Raw genomic sequence first — 26183 nt, 5'->3', positions numbered from 1 at the left:
CTCCAGCCTAGAAACCTATTAGGCTCGTTTCTTTCCTAATTTTCGACGAGGTGGAAAATGGCTGCGACAACCCCGCGCGTCCTGCGTCTGCTCGCCCTGCTGCAGGACCGCGCCTACACCGGGCGCGAGCTCGCCGACCGCCTCGAGATCACCGAACGCACCGTGCGCAACGACATCTCACGGCTGCGCGAACTCGGCTATCCCGTCCACGCCGAACGGGGCGCGATCGGCGGCTACCGCCTCGGCCGCGGCGCGACCATGCCGCCGCTGCTCCTCGACGACGAGGAAGCGGTGGCGGTCGCGCTGTCCATCGCCGTGGCCCATGACGGCTCGCTCGCCGTCTCCGATATCGGCGACCAGCTCACCAGAGCACTGCGCAAGATCGAACAGATCCTCCCGAAACGCTTGCAGCGCAAGGTCTCCGCGTTGCGCGACGCCACCGAGATCGGCCCCGCCACCACCGGTTCCCGCGAACCGGACGCACCGGTCGCCGCGGGTATCCTCACCACCCTCGCCGACGCGGTCCGCCGCACCACCGCTGTCACCGTCGAAACCTCCGACGGTGCAACGGAACTCGAGCCCTACCGGCTGATCAACTGGCAACGTCGCTGGTACCTGGTCGCCTACAGCATGCGCACCCACGACTGGACGGCACTGCCTGCCGCCGGGATCACCCGGGCCGAGGCGGGCACCCGCGTGTTCGCCCCGCGCTCCCTCCCACACGACGACCTGGTCGCCTTCGTCATGCGTCATATCGCCTCCACCGGCTGGCGCGTCCACGCCCGCGTCACCGTCCTCGAATCCGCGGAGACCGTGATCGCCAGGATCAACCCGGCGGTCGGCGTGGTCGAGCCGATCGACGAGCACAGTTGCGTGCTGCTCACCGGCGCCGACGCGATGGAGACGATCGCGATCTACCTCAGCATGTTGATGATGGATTTCCGCGTCGACGGCCCGCCCGAGCTGGTCGCGCACCTGCGCACCCTGGCCCGCCGCTACAACGAATCGGTCGCCGGGTAGCCGCCGCAGATCGTGCCCCTTCCGTGCCGGAAGCAGGTGTTCATCCCGCTCGACGGCACTACACTGACTGGTGCGGCACGGTCGTCGCCGGCGGATTCGAACTCTCCCGGCGGCTGGCGTAGAAACCAGATCCTGCACGTCACGGGTCCCGGCGACCCGCTATCGGAGGAGGACGTATGTCCGATCCGTTGCACACGAGGGTGTGCCTCACCGGCTTGAACTGTTCCTGCCCGAGCATCAGCGTTTTCCTGGTGCCGGAACCGCTGGTTCTCGGCGGTCAGATGATGCACCTGCTCGAACAGGCGCCCCTCGCCGGGCGAATACCGCAACCCACCCCGGACGCCGAGCTGATCGACCTGATCCAGGCCGTGCGCACGCCGCTGGACACCCGGGGGCTGGCACGCGCGCAGCAAGTCGCGTTCTCCGGTCCGCGCCACGATCCGCCGGTCGCGCGCGAGGTGCTGCACGACCATCTCATCGAGGAACCCGCCCCATGGGGGCTGGATGTGGACGATCCCGCGGAACTGACCCGGCTGGCGATGCTGCCCGAGTGGCGCATCGGAGTGCGCCGCATCGATGATTTCCAGGCGCATTCGGTCCGCCAGGCGATGGAGGCCGTCTACCGGTATTTCGCGATCGACCAGCGCATTCCCCTGGTCTATCACGGCTTCGCCGACCCGCGCGAAGGCTGGTTCGCGCTGCGCGCATCGGCGGCGTGAGCTGATCCCCGCGGTGTGACGGCGTCGACCCTGTGTCTATCGACACCCGATAGCTACTGGTGTGCGGAAGCTCGATAGACCACAATATGTCCGGTCAGTGTCAACAAACCGCGCGGTCGGTGTCGCGGGGCGAGTACGCTGCGAAATGTTGGAAGTTCGGCCGACCGAAATCAGGTTTTGGTAGCGCTGATCGGTACGGATGCAGAGGTATAGCTATGACGCTCAACCGACCGGAGCGGATCGATCTTTTGTTGTCACGGCCGCAACGTATCGGCCGTGAACCGGAACCGCGCGAGCAACTCGACTCGCTCGCCGCGATCGAGCGGGTCGTCATCGACGCCACCATCGCCATGCTCGCACCCGGCCAGAAATTCGCCCTGCTGTGGTCACTGCAGGTCGGCGAGCAAACCGTCGCCGGCGTGCAGATCAAAGAGCGCGACGGAACGGTCACCAACCTGATGCCGCCCACCGAGGTGCTCGAATACCTCACCGATCACAAGCGCATGTCCTACGACCCGAACACCGGGGCCTGGCTCAGCGCCGAGATCTTCATCGCCGGTCCCACCCGGTACAAGACCAACTACTCCACCGGCTCGGTCGCCGACTGGATGCCCGAGGTCACCGCCGACGACCTGCGCGCCGAATTCGCCGCCTTCCCGCGCCCCGACACCGAGATCCCCGACTGGGCCCGATCCCAGCTCGACTGGGCCGACCGCCGCACGGGTTGAGACGTACCTGCGCCGTCGCTGCGGCGGCCCGTTAGGAGCGGCGCCGACCCGCGCACAGGTTCGATGGCTAGCATCAGACCCCGTGCGACCGGACCGATCTGAACGAGCGTTCACCCGATACCGCCTGATCGCCCTCGTCTGTGGGCTGCTCGGGTTCGTGCTTGCCCTGCTCACACCGCTGTTACCGGTGCGCCAGGACCGCGCGAGCCTGGACTGGCCGCAAGCGGGCGCGACCAGCGTCGAGGCACCCCTGGTGTCGTATGTGCCGCAGCGGCTCGACGCCCAGCTGCCGTGCACGATGCTGAGCGGATTGCCGGGTCCCGGGGCGGAGAACCCCACCGCGACCACCCTGCTCACGACGATTCCGGTCGCCTCGGGCAAAGCCGACCGCGGACTGAGCGTCACCGTGCGTGACGGCGTGCTGGGGGTGCAGGCGCGCGATGTGCCGATGCTGTCGGCGCCGATCGCCGAGATCGCCGGGTGTGAGCGGATCAGCATCGTCTCGACCATCGAGGCCACGACCGTGGAGTTCGTCGGGGCGGCACGCCAGGACGGGACGCCGTTCCGCAACACCGTCACCGTGGACAAGCGCCCGCAGATCGTCGGCGTCTACACCGACCTCGACTCGGCCGCTCTCACCGGCGCCCGGCTGCACGCCGATATCGACTCCCGCTTCACCTCGACGCCGACGACGCTGAAACTGGCGACGATGATCGGCGCCGGTGTGTTCACCCTGCTCGCGCTGATCGCGTTGCACTTGCTCGACACCACCGACGGCCGCCGCGCCCGCCGCTTCCTGCCCCGGCACTGGTGGCGGATCACCCCGGCCGACGTGGTGGTGGTCGTGACGCTGCTCGGCTGGCATGTGATCGGCGCGAACACCTCCGACGACGGCTACATCCTCAATATGGCGCGCGCGTCGGGCCCGTCGGGCTACATGGCGAACTACTACCGCTGGTTCGGGGTGCCGGAGGCGCCGTTCGGCTGGTCCTACGAACTGCTCGCCTGGATGACGAAGATCTCCGACGCCAGTCCCTGGATGCGCCTGCCCGCGCTCGCCGCCGGATTGGTCTGCTGGGCGGTGATCAGCCGGGAAGTGCTGCCCCGTCTCGGTGCTCGTGTGCGCCGCGACAAGGTGGCGCTGTGGACGGCGGGCCTGGTGTTCCTCGCCTTCTGGCTCCCGTACGACAACGGCCTTCGCCCCGAACCGCTGATCGCGGCGGGCGCGCTGCTCACCTGGTGCCTCATCGAACGCGCCATCGCCACCGCGCGACTGCTGCCTGCCGCCTTGGCGATCCTCGTCGCCGCGTTCTCGCTGGCGGCGGGCCCGACCGGCCTGATCTGCATCGCCGCCCTGATCGCCGGCACCCGGCCGGTCATGCAGGTGATCATCAAACGCGCGCAGGGTCTGCGCCCGCGTCGGATCGCCGCCGACAGCGAGTTCGACGCCGCCGACGACCAACCGTCGCCCGTCGCCCGCAGTACCGCGAAGACGGACGCCGCGACCGACTCCACCAGCCCGGCTCGCACGAACAGCTCGGCAAGCCCGGACAAGGCGGATCGGCTCTCGCTGGGCGCCAAGATCTTCCGTTACGCCGCGCTGCTGGCCCCCGGCATCGCGGCAGGCACGCTGGTGCTCATCATCGTTTTCGCCGACCAGACGCTGGCCACCGTCATGGAGGCCACCCGAGTCCGCACCCTCGTCGGACCGAACGTCGCCTGGTTCGACGAACGCACCCGCTGGGACTCGCTGTTCATGCTGTCGCCCGACGGCTCGCTCGCCCGCCGGTTCGGCGTCCTGGTGCTGCTGCTGTGCCTGCTCGTCTGCATCCTGCAGGTGCTGCGCAAGGGCCGCATCCCCGGCACCTCGCGCGGCCCGTCGGTGCGCATTCTCGGCATCGTCTTCGCCGCGCTCCTGCTGATGATGTGGACGCCCACCAAGTGGACCCACCACTTCGGCGTCTACGCGGGCCTGGCGGGTTCGCTGGCGGCACTGGCGGCGGTTGCGGTGGGCACCAACGGAATCAAGGCTCCACGCAATCGAGCGCTGTTCACCGCGGCGGTATTGTTCCTGCTCGCGATGACTTTCACCGGCTCCAACGGCTGGTGGTATGTCTCCAGTTACGGCGTGCCGTTCTGGGACAAGGCGCCGATGGTGGCGGGCAAGGGCGTTTCGACGCTGTTCCTCGGTCTCAGCATCCTCGCGCTGCTGGTCGCCCTGTACTTCCACCTGCGCGCCCCGTACCGGACACCGAGCGACACCGGACGTTTCGACCGCTTCGCGACCATGCCGCTGACCATCGCGGCGGCCCTGCTGGTGCTGTTCGAGGTGGCGTCGATGGCGAAGGGCGCCATCACCCAGTACCCCGCGTACTCCATCGCGAAGTCGAATCTCAATTCGCTGCAAGGCAATACGTGTGGCCTGGCCAATGACGTTCTGGTGGAATCGAATACGGCCGATTCCCTGCTCACCCCCTATACCGGCGCCCCCGCCGACGGACTGAACGCCGAATCCACCGGCTTCACCCCGGACGGCGTGGCCGACGACCTCACCGCCGATGCCGACGAGACCGTGGTCGGCGGCGCCAACTCGGTCGACACCGATTCCGCCAACAAGACCACCAAGACCACCGGCGCGGGCACCGGCGGCGGCACCAGCGCCGAACCCGGCATCAACGGCAGCACCGTCGCCCTGCCGTTCGGCCTCGACCCCGCCCGCACTCCGGTCCTCGGCTCCTTCCAGGACGGCGTGCAGCAGCAGGCGAAGCTGACCTCACAGTGGTATCGCGTCGACCTCGGCGACAGCGTGCGCGACGATCCCGCGTATCAGGCCCTCGTGGTCACCGCGGCCGGGCGGATCCGCTACGTCGACACCGACGGCGTCGTGCACTACGGCCAGGAGTTGCGTCTGGAATACGGCACCCGCGCCGCCGACGGTTCCGTCGAGGTGACGGGCTCGGTCGCGCCGATGGACATCGGCCCGGCCCCATCGTGGCGCAACCTGCGCGTGCCGATCGATCAGCTGCCCGCAGGCGTGAACGCGGTGCGCCTGGTCGCCGCCGACAACGACATCACCGGCAAGCAGTGGCTCGCGGTGACGCCGCCGCGGCTGCCGAAACTGGCCACCCTGGACTCGGTGGTCGGCCGGACCGCGCCGGTGCTGCTCGACTGGCACGTCGGCCTCGCGTTCCCCTGCCAGCGCCCGTTCGAGCATCACGACGGCGTCGCGGAGGCTCCGCAGTGGCGGATTCTGCCCGACCGGGTCGGCTCGGACGCGTCCAACGCCTGGCAGGACGACATCGGCGGCGGCCCGCTCGGGTGGACAAATCTGCTCCTGAAGGCCGAGACTGTGCCCACCTATCTCGACCACGATCTCGGCCGGGACTGGGGCTCGCTCGAGCGGTTCACGCCCTATCAGCCGGCACCGCCCGCGAAGATCGGGGTGACTGTGATCGATCAGACAGGACGAGCGAAAGAACCGGCAATTCGGGCGCAGTAGAACGGCGTAGAGACTATGGCAGCGCAAGGGCAGTGACCGGGCACTTGCCCATGTCACTTACGAAACCCTCAGTGTCCGTTAGGGTTTCGGTTTGATGAAACACCTGTAAATGACAGCCTAAAGGTCCTGTGCCTGCACGTTTGAGCACGTACCCTGGTGGGTATGACAGGAGCCTTCGATGACATGGATCTACGAGATCTCGTCGAGTTGCTCAGCAACGACGAGAAGCAAGAACTACGACCGGCCGTAATGCGGGTACTGGAAAGACTGCCTTCACAAGAGGTATTACGCCGCGACCTGAACCGTCGCATGCTCAACGTCTGACTCCTGTCCCCCATCCAACCGAAAAGGCGCGGACCACATAACGTGATCCGCGCCTTTTACTGTTCGTCCGAGGTCAGAACACCCGCAGCGGTCCCGGGCTCCACAGCCCGTTGCGCGCCGCCGTGCCGGTCTCGAGCTGCGCGGGCGTGGCCTGCGCGTACTGGTCGTAGCGTTCCAGCGAGCCCCAGTCGCGGGCCCAGTCGTCCTTCAGGTAGGTCGGGATGGTGACCCGGGCCGCCAGCATCTGCGTCATGCCGAGCGGACCACCGAACTCCTGCGCCTGCCAGGTGTCGGTCGACGAGATCGCCAGCGGACGGTCCGGCAGGATCCGGTAGTTCGGCACCTCGGCCACGCCGTTCTTGTGCGCGAACGGACGCTGGCACGGGAACTGCAGGCCGACGGCCCAGTCCAGCAGTACCGGCTGGTCACGGCCGATGAACGTGTCCAGAGTCTGCAACTCGGGCACCCGCGGCGGGGTGAACGCCAGCCACTGGTCACCGATCAGGATCGGGTCGTTCACCATCACGCGCACCGCGTTCACCTCGGCCGGAAGGTCGGCCAGCGGCACGCGCAGGTTGCGCCACGACGGCGCGGGGCCGATATCGCGCGGCTGGTAGGCGCCGAGCGTGGTGACGCTGCCGTCGGGGTTACGGGTGCCGTATTCGACGAACAGCGCCTGACCGTACTTGTCGGAGCCGGAGTCGTCCTTGGAGGCGATGCGACCGGCCGCGCTGATCACGACCAGCGGCGAGTCGTCCGAGCGAGCAGGCAGACCGTACCAGGCCGATTCCAGGTGGGCGGGCTGCTGCATGCCCTCCTGGTAGGAGCCGAGAATCGGGGTCTGCGCGGGGTCGAGTCCGAACGGTAGCGCCACGGTGGAACCGTTGACGCCGAGTGCGCCCTCACCACCTCCGGTGCCCGCGCTCTCGCCTTCGGCGAAGGCCGCGCCGACCGACTGGTTGCTGGTGTTGCCGGTGCCCGGCTTCACTTCGACCGCGTCGGCGGACAGGTCGCTCGGCACGCCGTTGGGTGTGAACCCGACCGAGCCGGTGCCCGCGAGGGGATCGTTGGGGTCGGTGAACGGACGGGCCGGGTCGACGATGGGGTCGAGCCTGCCGCCGTTCGGGTCGGATTCGACCAGCACGTCGTTGGCCAGGCCACACGAGTTGTCGCTCAGCGCGTCGATGTTGGAGCGGCCGAGCGAGTAGCCGGGGTACTGCTGCGTCGCGCCCTTGACCAGCGAGAGCACTTCGAACAGCACCATCAGGCCGACCACGATGGTCAGCGGAATAGCCGCGAACTTGCGGATCCTGTTGCCGCGCTTGGTTTTCACCGACGGCACCGGCTTCACATAGTCCTCGCGCAGCGCGTACCAGCCGACCAGGGCCAAGGCCACGCCGAACAGGACGAGCATCACCGTGTTCGAGTGGACGCCGCGCAGCGAGATGGTCTTGTCGAACCACGGCACGCCGTAGCTGGACACGTACCAGTAGCCGTTGATGCCTGAGAACGACAGCGCCAGCACGAACAGCAAACCGGCCAGGAAGATCGCCCGGTTCTTGCGGGAGCGCAGCGCGCTCTGCGACACCGCCACCGCCGTCACCGCCGCGAGCCCACCCGCGATGCCCGCGTAGGCGCCGAAGTGGTGGGTCCACTTGGTGGGGTTGAACATCATGAAGAAGATCGTGCCGAAGACGATCCCCATCAGCCGCCACGTCGGACCCGACGCGATCCCCGGCACCTGACGGCGGCGCAGCAGCACCAGCAGCGTCGTGAACAGGCACAGCAGCATCACCAGGAAGGCGAACCGGCGGGCCAGCGAGCCGTCGACGGTCTCGACGAACATGTAGTAGTAGCGCAGGTAGTCCTCGTACCAGGCCAGGTTCGGGCCGGTGGCCTGACGGACCCGGTTGGCTTCCTGGATGCCGGCGAAGGTCTGGTCGCCGTAGACCACGGTGAGCACGAGCACGCCCGCCGAGGCGATCGGAGCCAGCAGCGGCAGCGTGCCGAACTGGCGATGACGGCGCACGATGATCCGCACCAGCGGCCGGATACCGGCCAGCAGCGCGGCCACACACATCAAGCCGGTCGGCGCGGCGGCGAGGGTGAACGCCGCGATCAGCACCGCGATGCCCGCGGGCAGCAGACGGCCGGTGGCGATGGCGCGTTCGATGGACACCCAGGTGAGCAGTGCGCCGAGGGCGACGATGGGCTCCGAGCGCAGGCCGTTGTCGAACGGCAGCCAGAACGCCAGGAACACCAGTCCGCCGGTCCACAGCGCCACCTGCGAGCGCTTCACGGCATTGCCGAGGCGCGGCACCACCTCGCGGCTGATCACCATCCAGCACAGGATCGCGCAGATCAGCGCGGGCACGCGCACCCACGGGCTGGCCGTGGAGATCTCCGCGAACACCTGGATGACGTAGTAGTACCAGCCGAACGGGGCCTCGGGGACGCCGTACCAGCGGAAGTAGTTGGCCGTATAGCCCGCGTCGGGGGCCACGCGCACCATCGACAGGATGTAGCCGTCGTCGGAGGTGTTGGCGCCGACGAAATGCCAGACCAGCAGCGTGCCGATCACCGCACCATCGGCCCAGGTCGGCTTCAGCCAGTTGCGCGGCAGGAAGCGGCGGTGCCCACGCCCGTCACTGCCGTCGAGGCGGCCCAGCGCGGCCAGCGCCAGCAGGGTGCACAGCACGGCCGCGATGATCGCGACCAGCTTGATCAGCGACGGGCTCGACGAGAAACGGGTGTCGATCGTCGAGGTGAGCGAAAGACCCTGCGGCACCTCACCCTTCAGATCGGTGAACACGCCCACGATCTGCGGCCGCAGGTCACCGGCGAGCTGCCCCTGCACGGGCACCTGCACGGTTTCCACCGCACCGGGCTGACCGGCGATCGGCCGCTCGACCTGCTTGGTCAGCCCCACGAACTCCGCGGTCGTGCGGTCCTGATCGGACGTGATCAGGATCGCCGAGCACCCGTCCATCGCCGACCGGTCCGCCGACGCGACGACCGCATTGCGGTCCACCACATCGACCGCGGTATCGGAGACGCGCACGAACAGCGCCTCCAAGGCCGCCCGGTCGCCCTGCGGGGGCGCGGTCGCCAGCAGCATCCCGCCTTGCTCGGGCAGCGTCGACACGGCGCTACAGGGAATCGACACGTTCAGATCGATCGGCACCTGCGACATCAGCGGCGCCTGCACATTGCCGAGCGAACCGTTCTGCGGCCAGTTCAATTGCGCGGTCGTCTGGGTGACCGGCAGAAACGGCGTAGCCACCGCGAACAGGGCGCCGAGAATCCCGGCGACCATCGCGATCCATCGCGCGGTCCGGAAGTCCTTCGCGGAGGCCACCGGTTCGGCAGGAGGCTTGGAGAGAACAGCTGTTGCGGCGTCTGGCACGGTTCGACATGCTATCTGTCCCTCGGTACTTGTGAGGGGTCGCACGCCTCAGCAGTGCACTTCCCTAGACTCGACTCCATGACCAAGGTGAATCTCGAAACCAATTACGGACCGATCGTGCTCGAGTTGGACGACCAGGCCGCGCCGAACACGGTCGCCAACTTCGTGAACTACGTGAACTCGGGCCATTACGCCGGCACCGTGTTCCACCGCGTCATCCCCGGTTTCATGGTGCAGGGCGGCGGCTTCGAACCCGGCCTGAAGCAGAAGCCGACGCAGGCGCCGATCCAGAACGAGGCCACCAACGGCCTGAAGAACGACAAGTACACCGTGGCGATGGCCCGCACCAACGACCCGCACTCGGCCACCGCCCAGTTCTTCATCAACATCTCCGACAACGCCTTCCTCAACCACACCGCCCCCCAGGGCCAGGGCTGGGGCTACGCCGTCTTCGGCAAGGTCACCGACGGCACCGAGGTAGTCGACAAGATCGCCGCCGTCACCACCGGCAGCGCGGGCCCCCACCAGGACGTCCCCGTCGACGACGTCATCATCGAATCTGCTTCTGTCGCCTAGTTCTTCGACGCAGCGTGCCGGGCCGCCACCGAATTCATCGGTGGCGGCCCGTTTTTCGATCGGCTCCCAGAATGCGATTACGGCCGTCGAGTCGTCGCCGATGCGCTCGTGAAGGTGTCGCGGGGCACGGGGTACGGTGTCTCGACTGATCAAAGTTCTTGGGGGAATACGTGAAAGACCTTCTTTACTCGGTGCTGGGCGTAGTGTTCGGCGCCTTCCTCGTCTTCGGCGGAATCGTCACACTCAACAGTGGTGCCGACTGCGACGGCAAGGCCATGTCGGCGGGCCAGACCTGCGTGACGACCAGTAAGGGCTCGTCGGTGGAGCGTGACGCCGGCGAGCAAGAAGCCCAGAACAAACGCACCGGGTGGATGCTGATCGGCGGCGGCGCCGTGATGAGCATCGGCTCCGCGTTCTGGCTGCGGAGCAATCTCCGGTCGCGCCGGGCCCGCCGCGCCGCTACAGCACCCCAGGGCTACCCGCCCGCCCCCAACGGGCTGCCACAGGCGCAGGGCCACTGGCCACAGGGCGCACCCGCTCCGTACGGCGCGCCGCAAGCCCAGGGCCAGTGGCAGCAGGGGCCTCCCGGATACGGCGCACCCGCCTACGCGCCGCACCCTCAGAATCAATCGCAGGCACCGCAACCAGGCGCCGGGTACAACCCGCACCCGAACTACCGGCGGTAACGGGTCGCACGCGATCAGACTTGGTCCAGCGAGTTCTCCGACCGCTACATTCTCGATCGGGCGACCGGGTCATACCGGACCGGCGACACGTTCACAGGAGCGGTCGATGCCTCGGCTCCCTTTCCCGCGGATATCGACCTCGGGAAAATGTGATCCGGACTGCGCGGACGGGCCGCCTCGGAGGGTTTCCGGGGCGGCCCGTTCGAGGTTCTGGTTACAGCGGCAGGACGTGGTGCTTGCGCGGGTTGCGCTGGATCTTCTTGTCCTGGAGCAGCTTCAGGGCTCGGCGGAGTTCGAGGCGGGTGGTGGCCGGTTCGATGATGGCGTCGATGAAGCCTCGTTCGGCGGCTACCCAGGGGGTCGCTACGTTTTCGTTGTAGAAGTTGATCAGGTTCTGGCGGATGGCGGCGCGCTGGTCTTCGGGGGCGGCGGCGATCTGGGCGGCGCCCAGGAGGCTGACGGCGCCCTCGGCGCCCATCACGGCGATGCGGGCGGTGGGCCAGGCGAGGTTGATGTCGGCGCCGAGCTGCTTGGAGCCCATCACCGCGTAGCCGCCGCCGTAGGACTTGCGGACCACCAGGGTGATCTTGGGGACCGAGGCCTCGACATAGGAGAACAGGAAGCGGCCGCCGCGCTTGATGACGCCGACCTTCTCCTGTTCGACGCCGGGCAGGAAGCCAGGGGTGTCGACGACGAAGATCAGCGGGATCTCGAAGGCGTCGCACAGGCGGACGAAGTGCGAGGCCTTGTCGGAGGCGCGGGCGTCGAGGGCGCCTGCCGCGGCCATCGGCTGGTTGGCGACGACACCGACGGTGCGGCCGTCGATACGGGCGTAACCGGTGATGATGTTCTGGCCGGTGTCGGCGCTGATCTCCTTGAACTCACCGTCGTCGAAGATGCGCAGCAGGATGTCGTACATGTCGTAGCCGGCATTGTCGGAATCCGGCATGAACGTGTTCAGCTCGCGGTCGGAATCGGTGATCTCCGGCTCCAGACCGGGGTTCACCACCGGCGGCAGTTCCTGGCAGCTGCTCGGCATGTAACCCAGGTACTCGCGCACCCAGGTGAAAGCCGCTTCCTCGTCCTTGGCGACGTGGTGGATGTTGCCGTACTGGGCCTGCGTGCGCGCACCGCCGAGCTCCTCGAGGCTCACGTCCTCGCCGGTGACCTCTTTGATGATCTTCGGGCCGGTGACGAACATGTGCGCCGACTCGGTCGCGACCACCACATCGGTGCAGATCGGCTCGTACACCGCGCCACCGGCGCAGTTACCGAGGATCACCGACACCAGCGGAACCATGCCGGACAGCGGCTCGAGATTGGTCGCCATCCAGGCGTACCAGGCCAGCGAGCTGATCGCTTCCTGCACGCGCGCGCCACCGGAATCGTTGATGCCGACCAGCGGGATGCCGACCTTCGACGCGTACTGCATCAGACCGCACAGTTTGCGACCGAACGCCTCACCGACCGAACCGCCGTACACGGTCTGATCATGGGAGAACACCGCCACCGGGCGACCCTCGACCTTGCCGTGGCCCACGACGACGCCGTCACCGTAGAGGGCGGTCGGGTCGCCGGGCTTGCGCACCAGCGCACCGATCTCGACGAAGGTGCCGGGATCGAGCAGCTGGTTGATCCGGTCGCGGGCACTGGGAATGCCCTTGTGCGCCCGCTTCGCGATGCCCTTCTCACCAGCGGGCTCTTTGGCGAGCTCGAGCCGCTCGTGTAGATCGGCAAGCTTTTCGGCGGTCGTGCTCACTTACTTATTCTCCCTTAGCGGAAATCGCGGCCAGTTTGGCGGCGAGGTCGGCACCGATCTGGCCGATCCGCGGTTCGTCGACAATCTGCAGGTGGTCGCCCGGAATGTGGACGATCTCCAGGTTCGGAACGTACTCGTCCCAACCGCCGTTGGGCTTGCGGTCAGCGAATCGAGGCTCGAGTTCGATCGCGCCGTCGTGGTAGCGGTCGGCAAGGTAAAGGACGACATCGCCCTCGTACTTACGCGGCTGCACTTGCTGCAACGCCCGGTTCTCGATCCAGGACGTGCGCTGGTGTTCGAGCACGCCGCCAGGGATCTTCGCACCGGAGAGCTTGATCAGATCGCTGATCATCGAGAACTGCTCGGCATCGGAAGCCGCTGCCAGTTCCTCGATCTGGTCACGGTCGAGCTCGGCGGGGACGTTGTAGGTCTTCTTGGCGAAGGCCTGATAGCGCTCGAGGCGACGCACGCGCTCCTCGGGGCTGTTGTCCTCGTCCTCGACTGTCATCGCCAGGTCGATCAGGCCGACGTAGCGCACATCGGCGCCTTCTTCGCGCAGCAGCTGACCCACCTGCATCGCCAGCACCGCGCCCAGCGACCAGCCGTACAGCACGTACGGGCCGTCACCCTGGAGCTTGCGCAGCTCCGGCAGGTACTGACGAGCTCGTTCCTCGATGGAACCGTCGACCCGCTCGATGCCGTACATCGGGGTGTCGGCGGGCAGACGCTTCAGCAGCGGCTCGTAGACCAGGGTGTTGCCACCGGCGGGATGGAACACGAACACCGGGGTGGCATCCGAACCATCGACGCGGGCACGCAGTGGGCGGATGAATCCGTCCACATCGGCGCCGCTGTCCTGCAGGTTGCGCACGATCTCCGAGAGCTGCTCGATGGTCTCGCAGTCCAGCACATCGTCGACGGTGATCTCGGCGCCCACCCGCTCAGTGAGGCGGACGGCCATCTTCTCGGCCAGTTCCTCTTCGAGGATCGGCAGGGTGTTGAAGACACCGCCGGGCGAAGCGCCGGTGACGACGGCCCAGGTGGCGTAGGCGAGACGCTCGGCCGCGTCACGCGGGGGAACGTTGTCCTCGTCGCCCGCAGGGGCGGAGTAGTCGACATCAGGAACGATCGGCTGCGCCGCAACGACATTCGGGGCGGCATCAGCTGTTGCCGAGCCCTTGTTGTCAGCGACGGACGAGGCCGGTCCTTCGGCTGAAGCATCCGAAACCGGTTCGGTAGCAGCAGCTTCCGACGACAGCTCGGCTTCGGCCTTCTTCGCCACCGCCAGCGGATCCTCACCCGCGGCGATCGCGGCCCGAGCCGCCTCGACGAAGTTGGCGTCGACACCCAGCTCGACATCCTCACCGGCAGCCTTGGCGGCAGCCTGCTTCTCCGCCATCGCCGCGACCTCGTCGCGATGCTCGATCGCGTAGCGCAGCACCTTCGACACCTCGTTGAGGCTGGCGTCGCGCACCGCGGAGATCTGCAGCTGCGGGATGTCGAATTCGTATTCGACGCGGTTCTTGATGCGCATGGCCATCAGCGAATCGAGGCCGAGCTCCATCAGCGGGATCTCCATCGGGAGGTCCTCGACGGCGTAACCCATGGATTCGGCGACGATGACGCACAGCCGCTGCTCGATGGTCTCGCCGCTGTCGGCGCTCCAGCGGTCGCCGGTGGCGATGGCGATCTCGGCGGCGGTGGGCTCTGGCGCGGCAGCCGGAATCGCTACGGCGGCAACCGGTTCGGGCAGCGCCGCACCGGAGGTGACGACCGCGTCGAACAGCAGGACGAACCCGGTGCCGGACTTGGCGTGCACCTGGACCGACGCGCCACCGAGGTGCGGAGTCAACGTGGTGGTGAGCGTGCCCGCGGTGGGCAGGGCAGCGTGCGGATGGGACACCGAGACCGCGACATCGGAGAGAACCTGGGCGGCAGCGGCTTTCACCAGCGCGGCCAGGTTGCTCACCGAAGAGGCCTGAACCTCCCAGGCGTGACGGCCGTCCGGCATGGCCACGTGCGCGCCGGGCACGCGAGTGTTCCCGCCGCCCGAGGTCATCGAGACCTTGGGCCAGTACTCCTTGCGCACGAACGCGGTTCGCGGCACATCGGCGTAATCACCTTCGGGCAGCAGCGAACTCAGGTTCACGGCATGGCCGTGCACGTAGAGCTGGGCGAGCGCGCCGATCACACCGGCGGACTCGTCTTCCTTGCGCTTGAGCGTGGGAATGAGCTGCGCGTCGTGCACGCCCGCCGCGAACGTGGTGCCCAGAACCTGCATCAGCGCAACGGAATTGGGCGCCAGTTCGAGAAAGGTGGTGTGCCCGGAGTCGACGGCGGCCTTCACCGCGTTGGTGAACCACACGCTGTGGCGCAGGTTCTTCACCCAGTAGGGCTCGTCGTGGATCGGATCGGAACCGGGCTTGAAGTACAGCCCCTCGTGCACGGTGGAGTACAGACCGGTCTTCAGCGAGGTCGGCTCGATGCCCGCCAGTTCCGCGGCGAGTTCGCCGAGCAGCGGGTCCATCTGGGAGGTGTGGCCCGCGCCGCGGGTCGGCAGGATGCGGGCGAACTTGCCCATCGCCTCGACCTCGGCGACGATCTGCTCGACCTGCTCACGCGGACCGCCGATGACGGTGTTGGTCGGCGCGGCGTACACCGCGCACTCCACGTCGGGGTACTTCGGCAGCAGCAGCGCCACGTCGTGGGCGCTGAGTTCGACCAGTGCCATATTGCGCACTTCGTCGTCGGTGAGCATCTGCTCGCCCTCGCCCATCAGGCGCGAGCGGGCGCAGATCACGCGCACCGCGTCTTCGATCGTCAGGCCACCGGCGATGTAGGAGCCGGCCACCTCACCCATCGAATGACCGACCACCGCAGCCGGTTCGGCGCCGTGCGCGCGCAACAACGCGGCGAGGCCGAGCTGGATGGTGAAGATGCCGACCTGGCAGGTGCCGACGTCGTAGTCCTGCTCGTCGTCGAGGAACATCTCGCGGATCGAGTAACCCGCTTCGTCCTGCACGAGCTCGTCGACCTCGTCGACGGTCTTGCGGAAGATCGCGTTCTCGCCGTAGAGCTGCTTGGCCATCTTGCGATGCTGGGAACCGAAACCGGAGAACACCCAGATCGGACCGTTGGACGCGGGCGAATCGGCGGTGAACACACCGGCGCCCGGCTTGCCCTCGGCGATGGCGCGCAGGCCCGCGACGGCCTCTTCGCGGGTCTTGGCCACCACTACGCCACGCGAACGCTGGTGGCTGCGCTTGGCCAGCGAGCGGGCGACATCGGTCAACGCGACATCGGCGCCCGCGCCTTCCAGCCAGTCGGCCAGCTCGGCGGCGGCACGCTTACGACGCGACGGCAGGTAGGCGGAAACGGCAAGGACCACGGGCAGCGGCTCGTCGCGCTCGCCGTCCCACTCGACGAACGGCGGCACCGGCTCGACCGCGGCCTCGGTGATCGCGACGGCCTCGGCGACCACATCGGTGGTCTCCTCGCCCTCGATCTCCTCGGCGGCGACCTGCTCAGAGGTGACGTCCTCGACGACCGGGGCCGTGGGCACGTACTCCTGGAGCACCACGTGCGCGTTGGTGCCACCGAAACCGAAGCCGGAGATGCCGACGGTCGCGACGCCGCTGTAGCGCGGGTACTCGGTGGCCTCGTCGACGACCTTGAGGTTGGCCTGCTCGAACGGGATGTAGGGGCTCGGGCCCGCGTAGTTGATGTTCGGCGGAATCACGTTGTGCTGGAACGACATCAGCACCTTCGCGAGAGCCGGCACGCCCGCGCCCGACTCGAGGTGGCCGAAGTTGGTCTTGGCCGAACCGAGCAGGGCGGGCTTGTCCGCGTCACGGCCGCGACCGATCACCCGGGCCAGCGCCTCGGCTTCGATCGGGTCGCCGATCGGCGTGCCGGTGCCGTGCGCCTCGATGTAGTCGACGGTGTTGGGGACGATGCCCGCATCGCGGTAGGCGGCGCGCAGAACATCGGCCTGCGCGTCGGGGTTGGGCGCGAACAGCCCGTTGGAGCGGCCGTCGGAATTCACCGCGGAACCCTTGATGACGCCCAGGATGTTGTCGCCGTCCCGCTCGGCGTCGGCCAGGCGCTTGAGCACGACCATGCCCGCACCCTCGGAGCGAACCATGCCGTCGGCGTCGGAGGAGAACGCCTTGATGTGCCCGTCCTTGGCGACGGCGCCGTTCTGGTCGAAACCGAGGGTGATGACCGGGGCCAGGATCATGTTCACGCCACCGGCGAGCGCCACCTCGGCCTCACCGCTGCGCAACGCGCGCACGGCCTGGTGCACGGCCACGATGGTCGACGAGCAGGCGGTGTCGACGGTGACCGAAGGGCCACGGAAGTCGTAGAAGTAGGAGACACGGTTGGCGATGATGCCGGTCGAGCCGCCGAGCAACGCGTATCCGCGCGATGAGGCGGGCGCATCGGGATCGGTGTCGCCGAGACCGAGCGAGGCGATCATCTGGAAATCGTTGGTGGACGAGCCGACGAACACGCCGACCTGACCGCCCTTGAGGTCGCTGGCCGGGATGCGCGCGTGCTCGAGCGCCTCCCAGGTGAGCTCCATCATCAACCGCTGCTGCGGGTCGACCTGCTCGACCTCGATCGGCGACATCGCGAAGAACTCGGCGTCGAAGCCCTTGATGACGTCCTGGTCCAGGTAGCCACCGAGGGTGTTGGCCTGATCGATGGACTTGGCCACCGACGGGTCGGTCAGGAACTCCGACCAGCGACCCTCGGGCAGCTCACGGATCGCGTCACCGCGACCGATGATGAACTCCCAGGTCGACTCGGGCGTGGTGCCCGCACCCGGCAGACGCGTGGACAGACCGACCACCGCGACGTCGTGCGCCTCGGAAGGCGCGAACGCGGCCGTGTACTCCGAGGAATCTTCGGGCTCAGGCTCCGGCTCACCGTTGACGATGATCTCGGCCAGCGACGCGATCGTCGGATGCTGGTAGATCACCGTCGGGGCGAGAGCGACCCCGGTGTGGTCCTCGATGTCACCACCGAGGGCGAGAGCATCGCGCGAAGCGAGCCCGAACTCCTCCATCGGCCGGTCGACGGTGATCGCGTCGACAGACTGCCCGGTCGCGTCGGCGACCCAGCGGCGCAGCCATTCGCGCAGCTCGGCTACCGAGAGATCGTTCGTCTCGGCAGGGACGTCAGGGTTCGGGGTGGGCGTGCCCTCGTTGTTAGCCATCAATTCCTCAAGCTACCTGTCTGCGTACAGGGCGCGCCGTGGAATGACGCCCGGCCTGCATCGCACACCGGACGTCACCTCCTTTTCGGACGTGCCGAATTACTCTTCCGGTGCATCGGGGAAAGCCTGCTGGGTGTAACCACCGCGCAGCGTTCCCTCGAGGTAGGCGGCCTTGCAGGCGCGCCGGGCGATCTTGCCGCTGGAGGTCCGCGGGATGGAACCCGCGGGGACCAGCAGGATGTCACGAGCGGTCACACCATGACGCATCGAGACCGCGGCACGCACCGCGTCGGCGATCGGGCCGGGATCGGCCTTACCGGCGCCGGGGCCACGTTCGGCCACGACCACCAGCTGCTCGGACGCGTCGTCGACGTCGAACTTCAGGCCGGAATGGCTGTCGGCGGCGAAGACCTCGGCGGGCAGCTGGTTGGCAGGCACCGCGAAGGCCGCGACGAAACCGGGACGCAGCGCCTTGGAGGCCTCCTGTGCGGAGTACTCCAGGTCCTGCGGGTAGTGGTTGCGACCGTCGACGATCACCAGGTCCTTCACGCGACCGGTGATGTAGAGCTCGCCCTCGAAGTACACACCGAAGTCGCCGGTGCGCATCCAGTCGGCATCGGGATCGGTGCCGTCGGTGTGCCCACCTTCGATGGGCTCGGTGACCTTGTTGCGGAACGCCTTGGTGGACTCGGCGGGGCGACCCCAGTAACCGATGCCCATGTTGTTGCCGTGCAGCCAGATCTCGCCGACCTGACCGTCGGGCAGCTCGCGACCCTGCGCGGTGTCCGCCGATTCGGGATCGATGATCGCGGCCCACTGCGACAGCCCGACGTAACCACACGACACCTGCGCGATGGCGGTCTCGTCGGACTGGTCGACGCGCACCATGCGGCCCGCGTTGAGCTCGTTGCGGTCGACGTAGACGTACTTGGCCTCGTCCTCGGCGCGGGTGGCCGAGACGAACAGCGTGGCCTCGGCCATGCCGTAGCAGGGCTTGATCGCGGTCTTGGGCAGACCGTACGGCGCGAACGCCTCGTTGAACTTCTTCATCGAGGAGACCGTCACCGGCTCGGACCCGTTGATCAGGCCGATCACGTTCGACAGGTCCAGCGACTCGCCCGCCTTGGGCACACCACGCGCGGCGGCGTGCTCGAACGCGAAGTTCGGCGCGGCCGCGAACGTGCCCGCACCGTCGGAGACGGCGGCCAGCTCGTTGATCCAGCGCGAGGGACGACGCACGAACGCACTCGGCGACATGATGGTGATGAACTTGCCGCCGACCGCGGGCAGGATCACCGTGAGCAGGCCCATGTCGTGGAACAGCGGGAGCCAGGTGACGCCGCGCGAGTTCTCGTTCATGTTCAGCGAGTTGATCATCTGCAGCAGGTTGGTGCCGACCGCGCGGTGGGTGATCTCCACACCGGCGGGCACCCGGGTGGAACCCGAGGTGTACTGCAGGTAGGCGATGTCGTCGATCGCGGTGTCGGGGCGCACCCAGGAGTCACCGAGGGTGTCCGGGATCGCGTCGACGGCGATGATGCGCGGGCGCTGCGCGGCGGGCAGCGAGCGGAAGAACTGGCGCACACCGGCGGCCGAGGAGGTCGCGGTGAGGATCGCCGAGGGCTCACAGTCACCGAGGACGGCGTGCAGGCGGTCGGTGTGACCCGGCTCGTCGGGATCGAACAGCGGCACCGAGATGGTGCCGGCGTAGATCGCCGCGAAGAAGGAGATCACGTAATCCAGGCCTTGCGGCGCGAGGATCGCGACCCGGTCGCCCGGGTTGGTCACCTGTTGCAGGCGAGCGGCCACCGCGCGCAGCCGTACTCCGAACTCCTGCCAGGTCAGCTCGTGCACCTCGCCGTCGCGTTCCCGCGAATAGTCGATGTAGCGGTACGCGAGCGTATTCGCATCGTTACGGGTGTGCTTCTCGACGTGATCGACCAGGGTCCGACCCTCGGGAATGTTGATATTCCCGGTTGCGTCCAGGTAGTCGTCGAAAGTCTCTTCCATTCCTTCTTCTCCTTGCGAGGACGCGATGACAAGCTCTGCGGCCTCGACTCGCTATATCGCCACCGGCCGTCGAACTCACACGAACGTGCGTCGACAACCTGCGGATTTTCGAGCGGTCTGCGCGGTGACCGCTATCGGCTAGATGTTCTCAAACCAGAGTCATGTTACAGAGAGCCCCCGCTCAGTCCTCCCGCAGCAGCGGAATGACAGGCGCGAATGCGTCCATCTGGGTGGGGAAGATGCCCACATACGACATCGAAGTGAGTTGGCGCACACGCTTGACCTGTTCGGCGATTTCCTCGAACGTGCCGATCGCGATGTAGGGCGAGCTCAGGATTTCCTCGACGGTCAGTTCGACGTCGACTTCGAGGTCGGGATGCAGGCCGCGTTCGATCGCGCGCAGCGCCATCTCGGCGGTCTTCTCCCGGTCGTCGGTGATGACGATGGCGGTGATGGCCCAGTTCAGTTCGATATCGGCGAACCGGTCACCGGCAGCGGCCTTGACGATGTTGACCTTCTCGATCGTCTTCTCGAGGGTAATGCCCGAGAGCAGGCCCTTGCCGTTCTTGGTGGTCTGCGGGACGACCGAGACGATATCGGCGTGCTTGGCCGCCAGCGCCAGCATCTTCGGACCGCCGCCACCGGTACACAGCGGCGGGCGCGGGCCCTGCCGAGGGCGCGGCGTGCCCTTGATGCCGCGCACCTGGTAGTGCTTGCCCTCGAAATTGCACTCCTGGCCGCGCAGCAGCGTGTCCAGGATGGTCAGCGACTCGTCGAGCTTCTCCAGCCGGATGCCGGGACGCTCGAACGCGATGCCCGCGTTGTCGAACTCTTCCTTGATCCAGCCCGCGCCGACGCCGACCTCGAGGCGCCCCTTGGACAGGACGTCGAGGGTGGCCAGCTCCTTGGCGACCACGACCGGATGACGTAAACCATTGGCCAGCACCGAGGTGCCGAGGCGGATCTTGGAGGTGGCCTGCGTGAGTGCGCCCAGCGCGGCGATCGGGCCGATCTGATCGCCCAGGTGATCAGGAACGAAGAAGGTGTCGTAACCCATCTCTTCGGCTTCCTGCGCCGTCTGAACGAACTTGCGCGCGCCACCTTCCTGCTTGTTGCCCTCTCCGGCCGCTCCGAAGCGGAACGGACGCAGCGGCGTACCCAGCGCGGTCAACTCACCGACGGGTGCGGCAGCTTCGGTCATGAACTCTTCGCTCCTGGCTGGTGTGTACTCGGGCGCAATTCCCAGCGCACTTTACAGCGTGTGAGCGATCCGGCGTGCGGATGTCACAGCGAGGCATGATCCATGGCAATCACGCCCCCACTGTGACTGTGACAACTCCGTCAGGAATGGGGCGGATGTGGCGCGTTCTCGATGAGCCCCGCGGCCCAATTCACCGTCCATTGAGTGGCCGTTGTGCCGTTGCCGTCCACCGTGTTCGAGGCGTACAGCGCGTGCACCGGGTTACCCGCCGAGCGGATCAGCGCCGCGAGACTGCCCAGCGCGTTGGCCGGATTGAGCGCCTGGCGCGGCGCGTCGCAGATCATGTCGCCGGGCGCGCAGAGGGAGTTCACCTTCGGTGCCAGCGTGCCGAAACCGCCGGGCCGCGGCCCGGTCATGCTGATGCCTGGCACGTTGACGCCCTTGAGCGCCACCTCGGCGCCCTCGCCGGCGGGCGGCGGATCACCGATCTCGGTGGGCTGCCCCGGGCCGGTCGCGGTGCGGCGGCCGTCGGCGATCACTGTCACGCCGAGCACGTTGGCCTCCGGGATCGGGCCGTTGCCCGCGCCGATCTGGGCGGCCACGTCACCGGCGATCACCGCGCCCTGGGAGAAGCCCGCGATGACGAAGTTCGTCAACGGGCATTCCTTGTGGCGCTGAGCCAGCACGTCGGTAGCGCGCGCGGTGCCTTCGGTGCGGCTGTTGTTGTAGGAAGCCTGACCGTCGGGCGGGAACGCGATGGGGTTCGAGAACTGCGCCACGTACGGAACCGTGTACACCTCGAGCCGGTTGTCCGGGAACTGCGCGCGCAGTGGCCCGGACACGCTGAGCATCAACGAGATCGGATTCGCCTGCGGGTTGTACGGATCGTCGGCGCTCGACGACTCCCAGGTGCCCGGGATCGAGAGCAGCATCACATCGGGGCAATCGGCCGACTGCGACGTCGGCGGCGGCGGGCCGGGCGGCGTCGGCCCCGGCTCCTTCAACCGGCCCGCAAGCAGGTACCAGAGCAGCACGATGACGATGATCGCCAGCACGAGCAGCGCCAGCACGGTCAAGCACCCCGCAGGCCAGAACCTGCGGGTGCGTCGCGTCGGTCGGGGCGTCACTAGCAGTAGGTGGAGTTCGCGGCAGCGATGTAGATCTGTGCTGCCTTGTTGACGTCCATCTTCGAGGCGTCGAAGGACGGGTCGGTGCCCGCCATCGCCGCGACGAAGGTGGCCACGTCGGCGTCACTGGCACCGGTGCCCTTGGTGGAGCAGATGTAGGTCGCCGTGGTGATCGCGGTCGTCTGGTCGCCCGGGGTGATCCCGTTCTTGGCCAGCTCGTCCAGGAACGCCTTGTCCTTGCCGGTCGCGGGTGCGGCGGCGCTGGTCTGCGGGAGGGGCGTCGGCTCCTCGGCGGGCGCACTGGTCTCCGGCGCGGTGCTCGACGGAGCCTCGGCCGGCGGCTCGATGACCACGGGCGGCGTCGTCGTCGACTTCGCGGCCGCGCTGGTGGACAGGGTGGGCGTCTGCGACGCGGTCGAGTCGTTGCCGCCGCAGGCGGACAACAGGGCGACGGCAGCCAGGGCCGCGACCGATCCGGCTACCGTGCCAGGGATCCGATGCATGAAGATGTCTTTCCTCGATCGTTCGTCAGGGAAGCGGTCGCAGACCAGGCTAGCCGGAGGATCGGCGCTGCCGGGCACTGCGCGGCGAAGCTCAGAGAGTTCTCAGCCCGAGATCACACCCCGTGGACTTCGGATTTGCCGTCTCGCACCACGATGAACCCGGTCTGAAAGTTCTGCTGGATTCCGCCGGGAACGGTGAACTCGTCGCTCACCGGATACCCGAGCCTGCCGTTCTCGAACCCCTGCGCGCCCCAGGCGTCGGCGAGCGCGCCGTTGCGCACCGACCAGGCGCCCGAGAGCGGGCTCCAATAGATGTTGCCGCCCTCGAACCGGCTGAATCGGCCGAGATCCTTCAGCGGCGCCTCCTCGGCGACCGGGAAACCGAGCGGGCTGTTCTCGAAGCCGAGCTGGCTGTACTTGTCCAGGACGAAGCCCTGCACCCGGTGTGCGCCGGTGGCCGGGCTGTAGAACATCGGACCGTGTTCGAAGGCCTGTACCGAGCCGTCACGGCTGGGTGTGCGCGCCTCGGCGGCCACCGGGTAACCGGCGGGACCGCCCTCGAAACCCTGCTTGCCCCACTCCTCGAGGAACGCGCCGCGCATCACCTGCGCGCCGGTCTGCGGGGTCCAGTAGATCGAGCCGCCTTCGAAGGTCTGCATGCGACCACGCCCGTCGGGCAGGCCGTGCTCGTCGCCGGTGGGCATGCCGAGCGGCGAGGCCGGTCCGCCGATACCGGCGTAGGTGCCGCCGATGCGCCCGCCCACCGCGTGCGTACCCGCCGCCGCGGAATGGAACACCCGGCCGTTCGGGAAGTCCTGCACCATTCCGGTGCCCGCCGGGTATTCGGCGGTGAGGCAGTTACCCAGCCAGTTCGCCGCCTGCGCGACCCCGGCGATCGCCCCGCCCAGCGTGCAGGTGGCGCCGCCGGGATCGGTCCCGAGCGCCGCGGCGGCCTGCGACCACGACTGCCGCATCTCGAAATCCCAGTACGGCCAGGTATGGGTGCCCGCGGGCCGGTAGTTCGCCTGCACCGGGATCGCCAGCTTCTCCAGCTTGGCGACGAAATTCTGGGTCGACAGGCGCGAGAGGATCTCCAGGCCGGTGCCCGCCCAGTTCTCGCTCATCAACGGCACTTCGCCGAGCTGATCGTGCGAGCCGGCCAGGCCGCTGCCGCTGGAGACGTACATGCTCACGCCTTTGAGCTTGTCGGCCAGCAGGTACGGGTCGTGCGCCTCCCATTCGGGGCTGCCGGGCGGGCCCCACATCGCGCCCGCGTCGAAACCGCCCGCGTCCTTGTTGGCGAAGGTGATCGCCTGCGGCATGCCGAGTGTCGTCGTGGTGAGCAGGCCCGAGTACGAGGCCACGTATTTCATCAGCCCCGGATTGCGGCCCGCGAGGTTCATCGCCGCCGTGCCGCCCATCGAAAGTCCTTGTACGCCACGCACATCCGTGGTTCGCCAGTCCCGTTCCAGGATCGGCGGGAGTTCCTTGGTCAGGAAGGTCTCCCACTTGTAGGTGAAGCCGTTGTCGGGCGCGAGCCAGTCGGAGTACCAGCTCGACTGACCACCCACCGGCAGCACCACATTGACGTTCTTGTCGGCGTAGAAACCCTCGGCGTCGGCGTCTTTGGTCCAGCCGTTCTCGTCGTCCTGCGCGCGCAGACCGTCGAGCATGAGCATCATCGGGAACTTCGCGTCGGGGCGCACATTCCAGTCCCGCGCCAACAGCATCTGCACCTGGATCGGGGTCTTCATGGCGGCCGAGTACACCCACAGCGCCACCCGCCGATCCGAGAGCCAGTCCACCCGCTGCACCGCCGAGACCGCGGGTTGCGCCTGCGCCGGAACGGTGATCGTCGGCGCGAGCAGCGCCGCCGCCATGGCCGCGATGCCGAGGATCCGCCGCATCGGCGCTGAAACACTATGAACCGAGACACGATGTTTCATCACACGCGACCCTCCTCATCCCGGAATTGGGACACAGCATCACCGTCGGTTGTACCGCAATAATGAGCGATAACTGGGGAGGACACGCGAGCCGTGTGCGCAGCAAAAAGACCGGCCCACCCTGGGGGTGAGCCGGTCTTCGAGTTGTTGCTGAGCGGAAACTACTAGGCGCCCAGTGCATTCAGGATGTGCGGACGCGCCTTCCACAGCTCGTCTTCCCAGTACTTCCACGAGTGGGTACCGGCGGCACCGACGTCGTAGACGGCGTTGATGCCGAGGGTGTTGAGGCGACGCTGGAACGCGAGCGTGCTCACGAACGAGATGGCCTCGATGCCCATCGCGTTGGCGGTGTTGTAGGCACCGCCGAGACCGGCCGGCTTGTCGTGCTGGGCGGGCAGGCCGTTGGCCGAGGAGATGAACAGCGGCAGGCCGCGCAGCTCGGGGGCGAACACCATCGGGTCCATCCGCAGCCACGCCGAGCTCCACGGCGCGGCCATGGCGTCGACGTTGAAACGGCCCGCGTCGAGCATCATCACGCGGATGGCCTCACGCATGCCGGGGGCACCCCAGTTCAGCGGGCCCGAGAGCGAGGACGCGTGCTTGAACTGATCGCGGTTCAGCGCGGCGAGGCGCAGCGCGGCCGGACCCGACATCGACAGGCCGAGCACCGCGTTGTTCGAGCGGGACACGCCGTAGCCCTCGAGGAAGGCCGGGAGCTCTTCGGTCAGGAAGGTCTCCCACTTGTAGGTGGTCTTCTGGCCGTTGGTGTTGCTGGCGGCGGTCCAGTCGGCGTACCAGCTGGACTGGCCACCGACCGGCATCACCAGGGTGACGTTGTCGTTGCTGAACTGCTGCATCGCGTTGGTCTCGAACGACCAGGCGTTGCGGTCGTCACGGGCGCGAAGGCCGTCGAGCAGGTAGAGCGCGGCGTTGCCGCCGTTGCGCGCCCACTGCACCTGGACCTTCACCGGGCCCATCTTCGAGGGCACCATGAGTTCTTCGTAGCCACCGGCCGGTGCGCGCAACACGGGTGCCGACACCGATGGTGCGGCAAGCGCGGTCGGGGCCGCTCCCGCGGCGATCGGCAGCACAAGGGCTGCAGCGCCGACAGCTAGAATTCGATTACGCCAACCACGAGATGCCGGCGCGACGGCCTTGCCGAAACGCATGTGAATTCCGCTCTCTTTCTGCTGTTATGGCATGCCAGCCTCGTCTGCCGTCCTCGACGCGGCCCCGACAGCCCGGTCGATCAGACGGATGAAACAACGATCTGGTCACACTTACGCTCGCTGGAGGATATTCCACGCACGAATTAACTGCAAGGCCAACAGAAGTCGGCTGTGAAATGCCCGTATGGGCGGCGTGTCGGGCTGGGCCGATCAACCCTGGTAGACGGACGTGGCGAGGGGTCAGCGGGAGAAAAGAAACGCCCGGCGCAGTTATGCGCCGGGCGTTTCC

At 67.5% G+C, this 26183-nt stretch carries 16 protein-coding genes; 7 read left to right on the top strand and 9 right to left on the bottom strand.

Annotation, left to right across the window (positions count from 1 at the left end):
- Window positions 1-57 precede the first annotated feature (57 nt).
- The 5 genes from ACWGCN_RS31995 to ACWGCN_RS31975 all read left to right on the top strand — a co-directional run bounded on the left by ACWGCN_RS31995 (window position 58) and on the right by ACWGCN_RS31975 (window position 6290).
- Window positions 58-1020 carry a helix-turn-helix transcriptional regulator gene (locus ACWGCN_RS31995; RefSeq protein WP_452458989.1) on the top strand — a complete coding sequence of 321 codons (963 nt, stop codon included), beginning with the start codon at window positions 58-60 and terminating at the stop codon, window positions 1018-1020.
- Window positions 1021-1196: 176 nt separating this feature from the next.
- The gene (locus ACWGCN_RS31990) at window positions 1197-1739 is read left to right on the top strand and encodes a hypothetical protein (RefSeq protein ID WP_378989507.1); all 543 of its coding nucleotides are present in this window, start codon (window positions 1197-1199) and stop codon (window positions 1737-1739) included.
- Between the two features lie 215 nt (window positions 1740-1954).
- Entirely contained in the window at window positions 1955-2467 is a 513-nt protein-coding gene (locus tag ACWGCN_RS31985) for a hypothetical protein (protein WP_452458990.1), read from the top strand.
- Between the two features lie 82 nt (window positions 2468-2549).
- Window positions 2550-5966, top strand: a complete 3417-nt coding sequence (locus ACWGCN_RS31980; protein ID WP_452458991.1) for an arabinosyltransferase domain-containing protein — start codon at window positions 2550-2552, stop codon at window positions 5964-5966.
- A gap of 183 nt (window positions 5967-6149) precedes the next feature.
- Window positions 6150-6290 (top strand): hypothetical protein, encoded by a 141-nt coding sequence (locus tag ACWGCN_RS31975; protein ID WP_165610232.1) that lies wholly within the window; start codon window positions 6150-6152, stop codon window positions 6288-6290.
- A gap of 73 nt (window positions 6291-6363) precedes the next feature.
- Here the strand turns inward: ACWGCN_RS31975 and ACWGCN_RS31970 are convergent, their stop codons facing one another.
- Window positions 6364-9696 (bottom strand): arabinosyltransferase domain-containing protein, encoded by a 3333-nt coding sequence (locus tag ACWGCN_RS31970; RefSeq protein ID WP_452458992.1) that lies wholly within the window; start codon window positions 9694-9696, stop codon window positions 6364-6366.
- Window positions 9697-9774: 78 nt separating this feature from the next.
- Between ACWGCN_RS31970 and ACWGCN_RS31965 the strand changes: the two genes are divergently transcribed.
- Together ACWGCN_RS31965 and ACWGCN_RS31960 are read left to right on the top strand one after the other, a co-directional pair.
- Window positions 9775-10272 carry a peptidylprolyl isomerase gene (locus tag ACWGCN_RS31965; RefSeq protein WP_378638030.1) on the top strand — a complete coding sequence of 166 codons (498 nt, stop codon included), beginning with the start codon at window positions 9775-9777 and terminating at the stop codon, window positions 10270-10272.
- A 170-nt stretch (window positions 10273-10442) separates the two neighbouring features.
- Window positions 10443-10958, top strand: a complete 516-nt coding sequence (locus tag ACWGCN_RS31960) for a hypothetical protein (protein WP_452458993.1) — start codon at window positions 10443-10445, stop codon at window positions 10956-10958.
- A gap of 214 nt (window positions 10959-11172) precedes the next feature.
- On the opposite strand, the gene ACWGCN_RS31955 is transcribed toward ACWGCN_RS31960, so the two are convergent.
- The 8 genes from ACWGCN_RS31955 to ACWGCN_RS31920 form a co-directional block, all read right to left on the bottom strand.
- The gene (locus ACWGCN_RS31955) at window positions 11173-12717 is read right to left on the bottom strand and encodes an acyl-CoA carboxylase subunit beta (protein WP_378638019.1); all 1545 of its coding nucleotides are present in this window, start codon (window positions 12715-12717) and stop codon (window positions 11173-11175) included.
- 4 nt (window positions 12718-12721) lie between these two features.
- On the bottom strand, window positions 12722-17938 hold the full coding sequence (pks13, locus tag ACWGCN_RS31950) for a polyketide synthase Pks13 (RefSeq protein WP_452458994.1): 5217 nt from the start codon (window positions 17936-17938) through the stop codon (window positions 12722-12724).
- A gap of 99 nt (window positions 17939-18037) precedes the next feature.
- Window positions 18038-19948, bottom strand: coding sequence for a long-chain-fatty-acid--AMP ligase FadD32 (fadD32, locus tag ACWGCN_RS31945; RefSeq protein ID WP_378989499.1), 1911 nt, complete (start codon window positions 19946-19948; stop codon window positions 18038-18040).
- Between the two features lie 181 nt (window positions 19949-20129).
- Window positions 20130-21149 (bottom strand): LLM class F420-dependent oxidoreductase, encoded by a 1020-nt coding sequence (locus ACWGCN_RS31940; RefSeq protein ID WP_378638012.1) that lies wholly within the window; start codon window positions 21147-21149, stop codon window positions 20130-20132.
- A gap of 140 nt (window positions 21150-21289) precedes the next feature.
- Window positions 21290-22282, bottom strand: a complete 993-nt coding sequence (locus ACWGCN_RS31935; RefSeq protein WP_378989553.1) for a cutinase family protein — start codon at window positions 22280-22282, stop codon at window positions 21290-21292.
- A complete protein-coding gene (locus ACWGCN_RS31930) occupies window positions 22276-22779 on the bottom strand; it encodes a DUF732 domain-containing protein (protein WP_378989498.1) in 504 nt (167 codons plus the stop codon). Before ACWGCN_RS31930 ends, ACWGCN_RS31935 begins: the two co-directional genes overlap by 7 nt.
- Window positions 22780-22892: 113 nt before the next feature.
- Window positions 22893-24686, bottom strand: a complete 1794-nt coding sequence (locus tag ACWGCN_RS31925) for an alpha/beta hydrolase-fold protein (protein ID WP_387445966.1) — start codon at window positions 24684-24686, stop codon at window positions 22893-22895.
- A 203-nt stretch (window positions 24687-24889) separates the two neighbouring features.
- On the bottom strand, window positions 24890-25894 hold the full coding sequence (locus ACWGCN_RS31920; protein ID WP_378989495.1) for an alpha/beta hydrolase: 1005 nt from the start codon (window positions 25892-25894) through the stop codon (window positions 24890-24892).
- Window positions 25895-26183 lie beyond the last annotated feature (289 nt).

It is taken from the genome of Nocardia sp. NPDC055050 (genome assembly GCF_053608345.1).
Note: the sequence above shows the minus strand (reverse complement) of the source record. Positions and strands in the feature narration are given on the sequence as shown.

What these genes read in the sequence shown, in the direction of transcription:
- ACWGCN_RS31920 (WP_378989495.1), bottom strand. Translation starts at nt 25,894, where the DNA reads ATGCGTTTCGGCAAGGCCGTCGCGCCGGCATCTCGTGGTTGGCGTAAT.
- fadD32 (WP_378989499.1), bottom strand. Translation starts at nt 19,948, where the DNA reads ATGGAAGAGACTTTCGACGACTACCTGGACGCAACCGGGAATATCAAC.
- pks13 (WP_452458994.1), bottom strand. Translation starts at nt 17,938, where the DNA reads ATGGCTAACAACGAGGGCACGCCCACCCCGAACCCTGACGTCCCTGCC.
- ACWGCN_RS31990 (WP_378989507.1), top strand. Translation starts at nt 1,197, where the DNA reads ATGTCCGATCCGTTGCACACGAGGGTGTGCCTCACCGGCTTGAACTGT.
- ACWGCN_RS31925 (WP_387445966.1), bottom strand. Translation starts at nt 24,686, where the DNA reads ATGCGGCGGATCCTCGGCATCGCGGCCATGGCGGCGGCGCTGCTCGCG.
- ACWGCN_RS31965 (WP_378638030.1), top strand. Translation starts at nt 9,775, where the DNA reads ATGACCAAGGTGAATCTCGAAACCAATTACGGACCGATCGTGCTCGAG.
- ACWGCN_RS31985 (WP_452458990.1), top strand. Translation starts at nt 1,955, where the DNA reads ATGACGCTCAACCGACCGGAGCGGATCGATCTTTTGTTGTCACGGCCG.
- ACWGCN_RS31975 (WP_165610232.1), top strand. Translation starts at nt 6,150, where the DNA reads ATGGATCTACGAGATCTCGTCGAGTTGCTCAGCAACGACGAGAAGCAA.
- ACWGCN_RS31930 (WP_378989498.1), bottom strand. Translation starts at nt 22,779, where the DNA reads ATGCATCGGATCCCTGGCACGGTAGCCGGATCGGTCGCGGCCCTGGCT.
- ACWGCN_RS31940 (WP_378638012.1), bottom strand. Translation starts at nt 21,149, where the DNA reads ATGACCGAAGCTGCCGCACCCGTCGGTGAGTTGACCGCGCTGGGTACG.
- ACWGCN_RS31995 (WP_452458989.1), top strand. Translation starts at nt 58, where the DNA reads ATGGCTGCGACAACCCCGCGCGTCCTGCGTCTGCTCGCCCTGCTGCAG.